The organism is Burkholderia sp. 22313, from assembly GCF_052045245.1.
Classification (GTDB): domain Bacteria; phylum Pseudomonadota; class Gammaproteobacteria; order Burkholderiales; family Burkholderiaceae; genus Burkholderia.
The window spans coordinates 81,914-94,878 of record NZ_JBQEON010000010.1; the positions used below are offsets into that span (position 1 = coordinate 81,914).

Genomic DNA, 12,965 nt, shown 5'->3' on the forward strand with positions numbered 1-12,965 from the left:
CTGACCGATCGATGTCCGTATTTTTCAAGTGTCCGTCTTGACGTACGTTCAGTTCGACGCGCTCAAAACAAAGGCAATCTGGCTCGAAGCCAGTCCCACTTGGTCGGCGGAATTGTCAGGTACTTGTCGTAGTTCGACTTATCGGTCAAGTCGATGTAACGAACCACGTTGCCATCATAATTCAAGGGTCGATGGAAACTTTTTCCGTGATACCAGTTTACGGAAAAATATCGCCTCGCCAGGAGTTCGTCTTTTTCGCTGAAAACTCGCAACTCTATTTTGTCGTTCGTGCCGTCTTGATCATTTCCGCCAGTGCCGCACATCGTGAATCGGTATGAGACTCCATTCATGATTTTGGTGCCTCCGTCTAGCGTTTCCGGGCGATCGTAGAAATCGCAGCGTCCATAAATGGGGCGATTGAAGTGAGTGATCAAGCCGGCGCCGATATAGAAAATCATGGCTAAGCCAATGTATCGGATGGCTCTAATCTGCATATCTCGCCAGGATCAAGTTAAATCGGTTTCTTCAGTTTCAGGTGGGCGGGCTTCGAATATGTCATGAAGTCCTTGCCCCTTTGATGTCGTTCTCTCCAGCGATCGTAGTCTGCGTTGTAGACTGGAAAGTAGACGTCGGATTTTCTGAATTTCCCAAGCAAGCTTTTTCGCGTATCTACGGGCTTGTTGATGCTTTTCGCCCAAATGTCGATATCGGAATCCCGCTTTGGCGAGCTGGAGCTCGTGAGTAGCGAACCTGGCGCAATGACTACTCCGAACTTGTTCCAGTGTCCCAAATACTGTTTCCCGTTGAATGAGTAGCTGTCTTTCACGTAAGCATAGATGTGCGTGATTTTTCCAGTGGCATTGATGCAATAGAAGTTGCCTGGTTTATCGTATTTGAAGTATTTCTCGTTCGATATTTCAACATTTCCTATGGCGATGTAGATGTTGAAATTGGCCAGGGCTCCCGTGAGATCCGTTGGCGAGAAGTTTTCCAGGGTGTCCCAGTTGCTTATTGGTGGAAGTTGAAACTGCCAATCGTTATGGAATTTCAGCAAATCGCCGATGAGTCGTGAGGTGTTGAAGCTGAACGTTGGATTTCTTTCGAGAAACAGGTTTTTGACGACGGGTTTGATGATGTTTGTTGCTGTTTCTACGGATCGTTTGCTATAAATCCCGTGCGCAAGGAAGCGTTCGAATTTCCTTCGGATGCTGCCGAATTTCAACGTCCAGTCGAAGGTGATGCTGTCGTCATTCAATGGCTGGCGTGACGTTGGGTCGTCATTGTATGTGTGCGCCGAACCCGCAAACCAGATTCGCGCGAGTCTGGCGGAAACCTTCCAGCCCAGGTTGTCCATCGCAATTGGCACGTCCTGAAGGTCGAAAGGCGGCGGGCTTTCGCACACTTCCGATTCAGCTTGCTCCGGCGGGACTTTGGTTGTTGCAGGATCGGCTTTCGGCCGCGATTGAGGTGCAGCCGGCTGCGCCGGCGACTTCGGGACTTGAGCAATCGTGTCGGGACGAGCGGGTGGTGGTGGCTTTTCCCCCGGGGCAGGTCTGTCGATCGACACGCTCTTTTGAGTATCGAGGGGAACGCATCCCTGGCGCCCCTTGTACTCCTTCAGTTCTGGTCCCCACAATCCTTTTTGCGGCTTGTAGTACGGCGCTCTTTTTACGTCGGCCATGGAATATTCCGCTTGCAACGAATGGCCTGACATCGTAGTGACAGGCCACAAGCGGATAAACCATCAGGTATTGCCGGAACAGGACGAAACGCGAGTGGACAAGGGGGCTGGACAGAACGAAATGTGTCCAATTGTCGCAAGCAGCATCGTGATGGGGATCGTCGTCATGCGTGGCGCCCCGTGCGGCCGCATCAGCCGCCGGTGAGTTGCGCGGCCGCGCGCGACGACGCGACGAGCAGCAGCTTCATCGTCGCGCGCGTGGCCCCGACGAACAGCTTGCGGGCCGCGCGCGCATCGAGCGTGTCGAAGTCGATCTCGGTGAGGATCACGCACGGTGCGGATTGCCCCTTGAAGCGGTAGATCGAATCGAGCAGCACGTCGCCTTCGCGATATTCGGGGTTGCCGAACAGGTCGTACTTGCCGGTGAAGCGCTTGACCCGGTGCGGGCCGAGCTGGTCGAGCCGCGCAAGCGCCGAGCTTTCGCGGCCGCGATAGGACAGCACCGCGATGTCCTGCTTGCGGAAGCCGAGCGACAGCGCGTGCGTGATCGCGCGCTTGGTCGCGTCGATGCAGGCTTCGGCGAGCGCATCGCCCGATGCGCCGTGTTCCCCGTATGACGATACCGACGGATCAGACCCGTCGAACGGGCTGCCCGAGCGCAGTTCGGCGGCGAGCGGCTCGACGCGGCCGACGACGTCGCGCACGTATTCGAGCAGGTCGCGCGGGCTGCGATAGTTCGTCAGCGCCTTCAGCGTGACCCAGCCGGGCAGCGCGACGGGCTCGCGCAGATAGAGGTTCTGCAGCGGATCCTCCAGCCACCACCATGCGCCGTCCGGCGCCAGCAGGCGCTCCAGTGCGGCCGCCCACGACGCGTGGAAATCCTGGCCCTCGTCGACGATCAGGACATCGAAGCGCCAGCGCTCGGGCACCGGTGCTTCCGCGAAGCGCGCCTCGAGCTGCTCGAACGCGCCGGGCACGTCGAAATCGGGCGTATAGCCGCCATCGCGGGCGACCCAGTCGCACAGCTGGTGGTAGTTCGCGATTTTCGCGCCGGGCGGCGCGATGCGCGCGATGTAGTCGGCGAGCGGCCGGTTGAAACACACGTAGAGCACGCGCTTGCCGGCCGCGACCGCATCGCGCATCGCCTGCATCGCGAGCTGCGTCTTGCCCGACCCCGCGGTGCCCGTCACGCGCAAGCGAAACGGCGTGAACTCGAGCTGGCGCGCCCACGCGGCGAGCCCGCCCGACAGCCGCGTGACGAGCGTGCCGGCCTGCCCGACGAGCGCGCTCGTGTCGGGCGTGAGCGCCAGCTCGTCCGCGAGGAAATGATGCAGCTTGGCTGCGTTCGGCAACGGTTCGTCGTGCTCGGGCAGGATCTGCCGGATCACCTGCGCGAGCTGCGCCTTGCGCGACGCATCAACGATGCGCTCGGCCGCGACGCCGGCGATCGCCGTTTCACGGATCGCGTAGTCGGGGCAGTACAGCAGTGCTTCGACGCCGTAGACGCCCGCGCCGAGCGCGGCGGTCAGGCGCCGGTGCAGCGTCTCCTGCGTGCGCGCGAGCTGGATCGGAACGTTGCGCTCCTTCTGCAGGTAGACCTTCACGAGCCCCTTCGGCGTTTCGCGCAGGAAGCCGGCCTTCTGCTCGATCAGCAGCACGCGACCGGCCGCGCTCACGACGACGAACGCCGCTTCGCCGAACACCGAGAAGCCCTGGTCGGCGCGCGTCCAGTGCACGCCGTGATAGACGGTGTAGCTGTCCGGCAGCGCGTGTTCGAGGGCGGCGAGCGTTTCGCGTTCGCGTTCGGCCGCGCCGGTGGCGGCGAGGCTTTTCCAGTCGTCGGGAATCAGGCGGGCCATGAAGTCGGGCGGCGGATGCCGGTCGTGAACAGGGTGCGGCTATTGTACTGAGGAACCTGTTCACGACCGCCGTGCAACGCGGACATTGGCCATCCGCAAGGCGGATGCCGGCGGGCGAGACTTACCCGCGTGCGAGCCGTTTCGCGAGATCGGCGCTGAGGATCGCCATGCGCGCGGGTTTTTCGTAGCAGACGACGTCGAATGCGCGAATCACTTCGCTGATGTCCGCTTCGCTCGCGCGGCCGGTGAGGAGGTCGCCCGTCAGCACGAAGATCGGCGCGCCCGGATTGTCGGACGTGCGCACCGCCTTGATCGCGGTGGCGGCCGTGCTGTCGTCGAACAGCCATTCGGTGACGACCGCGTCGAACGCCTGGCCCTGCAGCGCGTCGACGAACGGCGCGAGGCCGTCGAACGCGGCGGTCGCGAAACCCTGCTGTTCGAGATAGCGGCACAGCTCGGTCGCGCTGACGCGATCGGGATCGATCACCGCGACGACGAGCTTGTCGCTCTCCGCGCGGCGCGGATAGATCTCGATCTTGTGCACGTCGTACGCGTTTTGATACAGCACGCCCGAGTGGCGCAGCACGCGCCAGCGGCCGTTCTGTTCGTACGCGACGAACTCGGGGCGCGCGCCGGCCTCGAGCGGCGCGCCGATCCATGCGGTGCACGGCATTTCGGCGACGCCGGCATACAGGACGGCCTCCTGGGAACAGGCGCCGACCATGCCGGGGTCGAGCGTCTGCGCGCCGAACAGTTGAGCGGCGGGCTCGCCGTACGCTTCGGCGACTTTCTTGATCTGCGCGAGCGTCCAGGGGCTGCTGCCCCGCAGTTTGCGGTGACCCTGCGAAAAGCTCAGGTCGAGGATGCGGCACAGCTCGGTGGTCTGCTGGCGCTTGCCGATGCCGTTGCGGCTCATCAGCTCGCGCACGCGCTCGGCAACCGCGAGGGAATCCGTGGTGATTGCTTCAGTGGTCATGCGACGGGAACGGATCGTGACGTTCAGAACGACGCCTTGCGGCAGTCTCGGCGGACAGTCTTGACGACGTCCAGTGGCGAGCCGACCGGCCACGCGCGGAAAAGATAACTTTACCGCAAAACGAGTGTCATTCCATGTCGCGAAAGGTGCGTTTCTGTGAAAGGTGTGTCATGACGTTACACTCGCGACGCATTCGTGCGCCGGACGCCGCTGGCCTGTTCGAAACCGTCAGGCGCGGATCGCGAGGTGTCGCGCCGATTCCTCGCGCGGCGACAGGTAATCCCCCCGCATTGACGGCGAAATGCACCAGCGCAGGGCGCGTCGTTGGCCCCGGCCGCGGCATTGTGCCGCTTCGCCGGCGACAAATTCTTGCATGACGCCGCGCGCCGGCCGGGCGCAGCCGCATCTTATACGCGGACCGGTCGAGGGTTGCCTCTAATGAAACCGATGTGGATACATTTCTGATCGGTGCAAGGAGGCGGCGGAGCCCCATGCTACGATTCCCCGTCTCAAAAAAAACGTTGAAGCGATGCAGAAGAAATTTGTGATGCGTGGGTACGAGATGAACTGCGAACCGCGCGTGACGGAGGACGGCAAGTACGCCGCCCAGGTCGAGGTCACGAAACTGGGTTTCAGCCGCGAGGCGGCATTCCGCAGGCTGGGCGAATTCGATACCGAAGCCGAGGCCGTTGCCTACGCGAAAAAATTCTCCGAAGAGTGGTTGAGCCGCTACGCGTAGCGCGTCCATCGCGCATCGTTTGCCCGTGCAAGACGGGCGCCCCGTTCAACGCGACACGCCCGATCGCCGTGCCGGACAAGGATGCCGTGCAGGAGCCCGCGACGATCTGCGGGCAACCCGCGAAAAGCGCTGCACGATCGGTGCGAGATTGATTCCTGATGGTGATGAATATCCGGGGAAGTCGGTAGATTAACGCGCTACGTTGTGAGGTATCGTTCGATGCTCGATTGAAAGCAACACAATTGGAGACTGCGAATGGCCACCTTGTGCATGCAGACCGTCGTTCTCGGTAAAACTGTCCAGGTCGTGTTGTCGCCGGAGCGCGGTACCGCCAGGATTGACATCGTCGACCACGACGCGGGCAGCCATCCGCCCCGCACGATGAGCATCGAACAGTACGTCAGCGCCGGGATGGACGACGACGAAATCGCCCGGCATGTACTCGAAGTCGTCGCGATGTCGATCGAGCAACTGGCGCGGCTTCAGCCGTTCAACCGCGCGGCCCCCGCACCCGCGCGCTATTCACCTCGCGCATCTTGATACCGGTGCACCGGGATCGTCCGGTGCGAACCGTGCATTCCGGCTTTCGATCACGCCCTCGGGTCGCGATGGACGCGCGGTCCTATCTCTTCAGAAATGCTGACCCATGGAGCACCATCCGTTGCTCGAGATTTTGCCGGCCCGATGACTTGTCGCTCAGGTGACGCCAGCGATCGCGAAGCTCGGCCCAGTTGATGCGCGGGAAGTCCGGAATCGCGTGCGGGAGCGTGCCTGCTTCGGCCGGTTCGGGCCGTGCGCGCAACGCGCAGCGCAGTGCCTTGCGCGCCCGTCCCGCCATTCTTCCGAGAACGGCGCATAAACGTCGAGCGAACGCCCGATCGGATTCGCGCGCTCGATTTCCTTCTCGAGCAGGTAGCCGAGCCGCCGAGGCGCGGAGCCATGCGCGAGCATACCCGGATCGAGCACGCGAATCCGGTGCGATGCGTTCGCGACGCGAGCCTTCAGTTCCCACCGCGTCAGGCGCAGATGCTGCACTTCCAGGATCAGGCGCTGGACGTCCGCATAAGTGCAATTCGTCCACCATTCGGTGAGTTCGTTCAGCTTCGGGGGATCGAATGGGGGGGGGATCATTGCTACTGCGAAAATGCTGTACGGATGTGCAGTATTTCGCGCGGTAACATGGCGCCGTCAAGGCAAAAAATGGGGACGGCCGCGAGGCCGGGGTGATCAGGGAACAATGACGACGACCTATCCGTTGCATCACACATTGACGCGCGCCGACACGGCGTTCCCGGCCGAAGCCGACGTCGTGATCGCCGGCGCCGGCATCATGGGCTGCGCGGCTGCGTATTACCTCGGCTTGCGCGGGCTGAAAGCCGTCGTGCTCGACAAGTCGCGCATCGCAGGCCAGCAATCGACACGCGCGTGGGGCTTCGTGCGGCAACAGGGCCGCGAATCCGCCGAAGTGCCGCTGATGATGGCCGGCATGCGGATCTGGGAAGGACTCGAGCAGGCGCTCGGCTTCGATCTCGAATGGCGGCAGGGCGGCTGTCTCTACATGGCCGACAACGACGACGACTGGGCGTCGTTCCACGCGTGGCTCGCCGTCGCCCGCGAACACGGGCTCGACACGCGCACGCTCACGCGTGCGGAGATCGACGAACGCGTGCGCGGTTTGTCGACGCAAGCGCGCACGCTCGGCGGGCTGTATACCGCGACCGACGGGCAGGCCGAGCCGCGCCGTGTGGCCGCCGCGTTCGCGGCGCGCGCGACCGAAGCCGGCGCGCGTTTCTTCGAAGGCTGCGGCGTGACCGCGATCGAGGCGGCCGGCGGCGCGGTCGTCGGCGTCGTGACCGAGCGCGGCACGATCCGCACGCGGCGCGTGATCTGCGCGGCCGGCGCGACCAGCTTCCGGCTGCTCGACGGCGTCGGCATCCGGTTGCCGCAGCAGGCCGTGCGCGGCACCTGCATGCGCACCAACGTGCTGCCCGACGTGTCCGCGGCGACGATCTGGGGGCACGGCCTTGGCATCCGGCAACGCACGAACGGCGCGATCAATCTCGCCGACGACATGCAGGTCGACGTCGACCTGACGCTCGGCCATCTGCGCGGCCTGAGCCTGTTCTGGCCGGAGTTCTGGTCGCAGCGCGAGAAATTCCGGCTGCATCTGAACGCGGCGGCGTGGCGCGATGTCCGCGCGCGCATCGGCGGCGCAACCGGGCCGCTCGAGCCGCGCGATCCGCAGCCGCAGCCGAATCGCGCGCATGCGCCGCGCGCGCTCGCGAAGCTCAAGGCGATCTTTCCCGCGCTGAAGGACGCGCAGATCGTCGAGGCATGGGCCGGCCTGATCGACGTGCTGCCCGACGGGATCCCGGTGATCGATGCGCCCGGCACGCCGTCCGGGCTCGCGATCGCGACCGGGTTCTGCGGGCACGGCTTCGCGATGGGGCCGATCGTGGGCCGGCTGCTGGCCGAATGGGTCGATACGGGCGTGCCGTCGCTCGACCTGTCGGCGTTCCGCTCGCAGCGTTTCGTCGACGGGACGATGGTCCGGCCGCGCAGCATGCTGTAGCGGAGGGCCGATGGCGGAGGGCCGGTAGCGGAGGGCCCGCGTCCTCCCGTCGTAGAATCGAGCCCGCATCCTTCAGGAGAATCCCCGTTGGCCTCGCCTTCCGCCCAGCGCCGTTCGTTGCGCTCACGCCTGCGTCGTGCCCGCGATCCGTGGCAGGCGCCGCGTGCTCGCACGCTGTTCACGCGTCCCGCGACGTCGCCGCGGCGCACGCTGCTGTTCCGCCTCGGCGCGGTCGTGCTGCTGTGCATGCTCGCGTTTCTCGTGCTGTATCTCGATCGCGACGGCCTGCGCGATTCGACCAAGAGCACGCCGATGAATGTCGCCGATCTCGTGTACTTCACGATGGTCACGGTCGCGACGGTCGGCTATGGCGACATCGTGCCGGTCACCGCGCGCGCGCGTCTGATCGATGCATTCTTCATCGTGCCGATCCGCATTGGCATCTGGTTCATCTTCCTGGGCACGGCGTATCAGTTCGTGATCCAGCGCGTCATCGAGGAATTCCGCATGAAACGCCTGCAGAAGCAACTGTCCGATCACATCGTCGTGTGCGGCTATGGCCTGTCCGGGTCGATCGCCGTGCGCGAGCTGCTCGAGAGCGGCGTCGATCCGTCGACGATCATCGTGATCGATGCGCAGCAGCAGGCGCTCGAGGCCGCGACATCGCTCGGCGTGGCGGGGCTGCTCGGCGATCCCGCGCATGAAGACCTGCTGCAGCAGGCGCAGGTGCGTGCGGCGAAGGCCGTGATCATTTCGGTGACCGACGATCCGACCGCGATCCTGCTGACCTTGTCGGTGCGCAGCATCGCGCCGGAGACCAAGATCGTCGTGCGGATCCAGGAGAACCTGTATCAGCGGCAATTGCGACAGGCCGGCGCGGACGTGATCGTGTCGTCGACGAAGATCGGCGCGCTGCTGCTCGCGGATGCGGTGCATAGCCGCTACATCGTGCCGTTCGTGAACGACATGCTGTCGACGCGTGGCCGCGCGACGCTGCTCGAGCGCGAGGCATTGCCGCACGAGATCGGCTGCATGACGAACGTCGTGCCGGGCGCGATCGTGGTCGGGCTCGATCGTTGCGGGAAGATCCATTCGTTTTACGAGGATCCGCCGTGCCGGATCGAGGCGGGGGACACGCTGGTGGTGATTCAGTCGGCGCGGATTCCGGATCCGGATGTGTGAACGCCGCGCGTTTCAGACGATCCGGCATGGGTCAAACGGCATGCCGCCGTCCATCTGCCACGGCACGTGCGCCACGAGATCTGGTCGAACCCGAAGGGGTTCCCCGAATTCATGCCGTACGCGTCATGGCAAGCAGCGAGTCGATGAATGCCTCGCGCTGCGCCGCGTCGAGCGGGCGCAGTCCGCACACCTCGTCGAACCACAGGCCTTCCACCGCAAAGCGGATGATATGGGCCGTGCGTTCGGGCAATGAGTCGCGGCTCAGCAATTCCGCCCAGCGGGCGGCGTGCGTCGCATAGACGGGCAGCAGGCCCGGCTCCAGGAGCAGGCTCCCGATCACGGCCGACAGGCTTCTGCCCTGCAGCGCCTGTTCGGAACTCGCGATGATGTACGCGCGCGTCCATGCGCCGGGCTGACCGTCGGCCTGGGCGGCTTCGGTCACCGCTTGCTCGAAGGTGGTGGCTTCGAAGTGCAGCAGCCCGGCCAGAAGCTCGGACTTGTTCGAGAAATGGTAGAGCAGCCCACCTTTGCTGACACCCGCAACCGCTGCGGCCTCGGCAAGGGTTAATCCCAGGATCCCTTTGTCTTGCAGGATTTTTCGCGCGGCGAGGAAAATTTTCCTCTTTGTTTCGCTTATTTCGTTATCCATGTTCTCTCGATTGGGGAAATTAAGGGGTAATGCACTGAAACGGACCGTACCGGCTGGACGGTGCATTATACAAATTCCCTTTGAGATTTTTTTTGAACTCGGTACTGTACCGGCTGGACGGTATACATCCATCAAACCTGAGCCTCATCTTCCCGGTATCGACAGAACGATGAACGAATACACGAGTCTCCCCGCGATCGACGCATGCACCGAACGCCGCGACGGCATAGTGCGGCTCGCGCGAGGGAGTGTCCGCGGCATCTGCACGCATCGCGGCATTCGATTTCTTGGCATTCCTTACGGAATGGAGGCGGGCGGCGATCTGCGTTTCAGGCCGCCCTTGCCTGCACCGGCGTGGGACGGCGTCCGCGATTGCCGCACCTATGGCGACGCGTGTCGGCAGTTCAATGACGACTTGCCGGCATGGCAGTTCGATGGCGGTCATTCGTCGAACTGCCTGAACCTCAACGTCTGGATGCCGTCATCGGCGGCGCGAGGCGATCGTTTGCCGGTGATGGTGTGGCTGCACGGAGGCGCCTATCTGTCGGGCTCGGCAAACCTGCCGCTGTACGACGGACGCATGCTCGCCGAAGAGCAGCAGGTGGTGGTCGTGTCGATCAACCATCGTCTCAATGCGTTCGGTTACCTGACCTTGTTCGATCGGGACGACCGCGATTCGGATGCTGTGAACGTGGGGCAGCAGGACATCGTGCTGGCGCTCGAATGGATCGCGGCGAACATCGACGCGTTTGGCGGCGACGCGGCCAACGTCACGCTGTTCGGCGAATCGGGTGGCGGCGGGAAGATCTGTGCGCTGACGATGATGCCGTCGGCCGACGGCCTGTATCACAAGGCGATCATCCAGAGCGGCGCATTCGTCACGACGCTGTCGCGGGAGCAGGCGCGCGACAGGGCCGACGCGTTTCTCGCGATGCTCGGCGCCGATGCGCGATCGCTCGACGGGATTCCGGATGAGCGGATCCTCGCGGCCGCGCGGCGCCTGTTCGATCGCTACGGCTATACCGCGTTTTGGCCCGTCGACGATGGCGTCGTCATCGATGCATCGAGAAGCCGGCGGCCGTCGATACCGATGGTGATCGGTACGACGCGACACGAGGCGGCGTACTTCCTGGAGCCGCGCCTGCTGGCGCACCGCACGCTCGATTCGGTCGACCGTTGCCGTGCGCTCGAGAACGGTTTCAGGCCGTTCAGCATCGGCCCGGACGACGCGAAGGCAGCCGTCGCCGCCGCGTGGCGTACTCATGCGATCCGGCCCGGCACGGTCGGCGAGGACCTCACCGACGTCATGTTCTGGATGCCCGCGATGGCGCTGGCGGAGCGCAACGGTTGGCAGGCCAGCACGTTCATGTATCGGTTCGACTGGGAATTCCCGTGCTGCGGCGGCAGCTACTCGATCCACGGCGCCGAAATCCCGTTCGTATTCGGCACGCTGGATTACCCGCTGCCGGCTTGGGATAGTGCCGATTTTCCTGACACCCGGTACCTGGGCGACACGCGTGGCGACCGGTACGGACTGGCGGCACGCATGCGGCGCGCATGGGCCGACTTCGCCCGATACGGCGATCCGTCGACGCGGGACGCCCTGGCTTGGCCGTGCTACACGCCGGACGTGCGTTCGACGCGGATTTTCGACCGGACCTGCCGCATCGAACAGGATCCCGATGCCGAGCGCCGGCAGGCGTTGTTCGCCGGGCACACGGGCACGTGACGCATTTCATTCATCAACGACAAGGAACGAACATGGAGACGTCAGCAACCACACCTGCAACCGCATCCTCGCGGCCTCTGAACTGGATCGCCATCGTATTTTTCGTGCTTGCCACCAACGGGCCGCTCACCAGCCTCATCGGCTGCGTACCGTATGGCGTCGCATACGGTAACGGCATCGGCATCGCCGGCTCCTATTTGTGCGTCGGGCTGATCTACCTGGTCTTTGCGGTCGGTTTCACGGCGATGAGCCGGCATGTACGCAACGCAGGCGCGCTCTATGCGTACGTCGGACAGGGCCTCGGCCGGCCGGCGGGCGTGGGTGCCGCGTTCATGGCCGTCGCATCGTATTTCGTGATTACGCTCGCATGCTACGCGCTGCTCGGCTTCTATATCAGCTATTTCATCAGCAGCCTCGTTGGCGTGGCCGTGCCGTGGTGGCTCAGCACGCTTGCGGCGGCAGTCGTCGTACACGTGTTCGCGATCAACAACGTGCAGTTCAACGGCGCGGTGCTGTTCCTGCTGATGATCGTCGAGATCGGGTTGATCGTCGCCTTCAACATCAAGGTGGCGGCCACGGCGGGCGGCGTGGAGCACTTCAGCCTCGCACCGTTGCATCCGGCGAATGTCTTCACCGGGAAATTCGGTACGTCGCTCGTGTTCGTGGTCGTGGCCTACATGGGTTTCGAGACGACGGTGATCTACGCGAACGACGTCAGGAACCCGAGCCGCTCGATTCCGGTTGCCACGTACGTCAGCGTCGCGGTCATCATGGCGATCTACGTGGTGTCGACGGTGCAGATGTCCAACGCGTTCGGTTACGCCGAGGTCGTTGCCCTGGCGGTGAAGTCCCCGGCGGATCTGTGGTTCGCGGTGACGGAGCGGGTGCTCGGCAAGCACATGGTGGTCGTCACCAATGCGCTGCTGATCACCAGCATGCTTGCCGCGATCATCAGCTTCAACAACGCGACCGTGCGCTACTGGTATTCACTCGGCCGCGACGGCATTGCGTTCGGGTGGCTCGCGCAGTTGAGCGTGAAGAAGGGGCTCCCGATCCGGGCCGCGAACATGCAGTCAGCGATCATGATCGTGCTGATTGTCCTGTTTGCCGCCTATCGCGTCGACCCGGTCATGGTGATCGCGCCGTATCTCAGCATTCCGTCCGCGATCGGCATCGTATGCGTGCAGGCGCTGACTGCCCTGGCGGTCATCCGGTTCTTCGCTACCCGCAGCAAGCGTGACACGCGATTCGTTCGATGGGCCGTGTTCCCCGCCATCAGTTTTGCGGGATTCAGCTACTTCCTGTACGCGATGATCGGCAACGTCTCGCTGATGGCCGGAACGTCTTCGGTCGTCGTGTCGATCCTGCCGTGGACGACACCGGCGATTGCCGTCGCCGGCGCACTATTCGCAGCATGGTTGCGGCACGCTCGGCCGACGGTCTATACGCAGCTCGGGCGATTCCTGAGCGATAGCTGACCATGCGGGACATTTTCTACATACGAGAGACTCAAATAATTAGGTATACGGACGAATAGAGGGCGTCGGAAGCTGACGAGGCTGACGGGCTTGGGGGGAG

At 63.5% G+C, this 12,965-nt stretch carries 12 protein-coding genes; 6 read left to right on the top strand and 6 right to left on the bottom strand.

Annotated elements, in window-relative coordinates:
* Nucleotides 1–62: 62 nt before the first annotated feature.
* From ACTJKF_RS10820 to ACTJKF_RS10835, 4 genes are all read right to left on the bottom strand, one after another.
* On the bottom strand, nucleotides 63–458 hold the full coding sequence (locus ACTJKF_RS10820) for a hypothetical protein (RefSeq protein ID WP_440623530.1): 396 nt from the start codon (nucleotides 456–458) through the stop codon (nucleotides 63–65).
* Nucleotides 459–511: 53 nt separating this feature from the next.
* Complete coding sequence (locus tag ACTJKF_RS10825; RefSeq protein WP_440623531.1) at nucleotides 512–1,681, bottom strand: DUF6402 family protein; 1,170 nt, start codon at nucleotides 1,679–1,681, stop codon at nucleotides 512–514.
* 191 nt (nucleotides 1,682–1,872) lie between these two features.
* Entirely contained in the window at nucleotides 1,873–3,540 is a 1,668-nt protein-coding gene (locus ACTJKF_RS10830) for an ATP-binding domain-containing protein (protein WP_440623532.1), read from the bottom strand.
* A gap of 121 nt (nucleotides 3,541–3,661) precedes the next feature.
* Nucleotides 3,662–4,516 carry a helix-turn-helix domain-containing protein gene (locus ACTJKF_RS10835; protein WP_440623533.1) on the bottom strand — a complete coding sequence of 285 codons (855 nt, stop codon included), beginning with the start codon at nucleotides 4,514–4,516 and terminating at the stop codon, nucleotides 3,662–3,664.
* Between the two features lie 529 nt (nucleotides 4,517–5,045).
* On the opposite strand from ACTJKF_RS10835, the gene ACTJKF_RS10840 reads away from it, so the two are divergent.
* Together ACTJKF_RS10840 and ACTJKF_RS10845 are read left to right on the top strand one after the other, a co-directional pair.
* Nucleotides 5,046–5,255, top strand: a complete 210-nt coding sequence (locus ACTJKF_RS10840) for a hypothetical protein (RefSeq protein WP_440623534.1) — start codon at nucleotides 5,046–5,048, stop codon at nucleotides 5,253–5,255.
* A gap of 255 nt (nucleotides 5,256–5,510) precedes the next feature.
* Nucleotides 5,511–5,795, top strand: a complete 285-nt coding sequence (locus ACTJKF_RS10845) for a hypothetical protein (RefSeq protein ID WP_440623535.1) — start codon at nucleotides 5,511–5,513, stop codon at nucleotides 5,793–5,795.
* 156 nt (nucleotides 5,796–5,951) lie between these two features.
* Here ACTJKF_RS10845 and ACTJKF_RS10850 read toward each other — a convergent pair whose 3' ends face one another.
* Complete coding sequence (locus ACTJKF_RS10850; protein WP_440623536.1) at nucleotides 5,952–6,386, bottom strand: hypothetical protein; 435 nt, start codon at nucleotides 6,384–6,386, stop codon at nucleotides 5,952–5,954.
* Nucleotides 6,387–6,492: 106 nt separating this feature from the next.
* Between ACTJKF_RS10850 and ACTJKF_RS10855 the strand changes: the two genes are divergently transcribed.
* Together ACTJKF_RS10855 and ACTJKF_RS10860 are read left to right on the top strand one after the other, a co-directional pair.
* Nucleotides 6,493–7,827, top strand: a complete 1,335-nt coding sequence (locus ACTJKF_RS10855) for an NAD(P)/FAD-dependent oxidoreductase (protein WP_440623537.1) — start codon at nucleotides 6,493–6,495, stop codon at nucleotides 7,825–7,827.
* An 87-nt stretch (nucleotides 7,828–7,914) separates the two neighbouring features.
* Nucleotides 7,915–9,009, top strand: coding sequence for a potassium channel family protein (locus tag ACTJKF_RS10860; protein WP_440623538.1), 1,095 nt, complete (start codon nucleotides 7,915–7,917; stop codon nucleotides 9,007–9,009).
* 109 nt (nucleotides 9,010–9,118) lie between these two features.
* Here the strand turns inward: ACTJKF_RS10860 and ACTJKF_RS10865 are convergent, their stop codons facing one another.
* Nucleotides 9,119–9,658, bottom strand: a complete 540-nt coding sequence (locus ACTJKF_RS10865) for a TetR/AcrR family transcriptional regulator (protein ID WP_440623539.1) — start codon at nucleotides 9,656–9,658, stop codon at nucleotides 9,119–9,121.
* On the opposite strand from ACTJKF_RS10865, the gene ACTJKF_RS10870 reads away from it, so the two are divergent.
* Both ACTJKF_RS10870 and ACTJKF_RS10875 read left to right on the top strand, forming a co-directional pair.
* The gene (locus ACTJKF_RS10870; protein ID WP_440623540.1) at nucleotides 9,591–11,387 is read left to right on the top strand and encodes a carboxylesterase/lipase family protein; all 1,797 of its coding nucleotides are present in this window, start codon (nucleotides 9,591–9,593) and stop codon (nucleotides 11,385–11,387) included. The two genes, ACTJKF_RS10865 and ACTJKF_RS10870, sit on opposite strands and share 68 nt — an antisense overlap.
* A 32-nt stretch (nucleotides 11,388–11,419) precedes the next feature.
* On the top strand, nucleotides 11,420–12,865 hold the full coding sequence (locus ACTJKF_RS10875) for an APC family permease (protein WP_440623541.1): 1,446 nt from the start codon (nucleotides 11,420–11,422) through the stop codon (nucleotides 12,863–12,865).
* The last annotated feature ends 100 nt before the right edge of the window (nucleotides 12,866–12,965 follow it).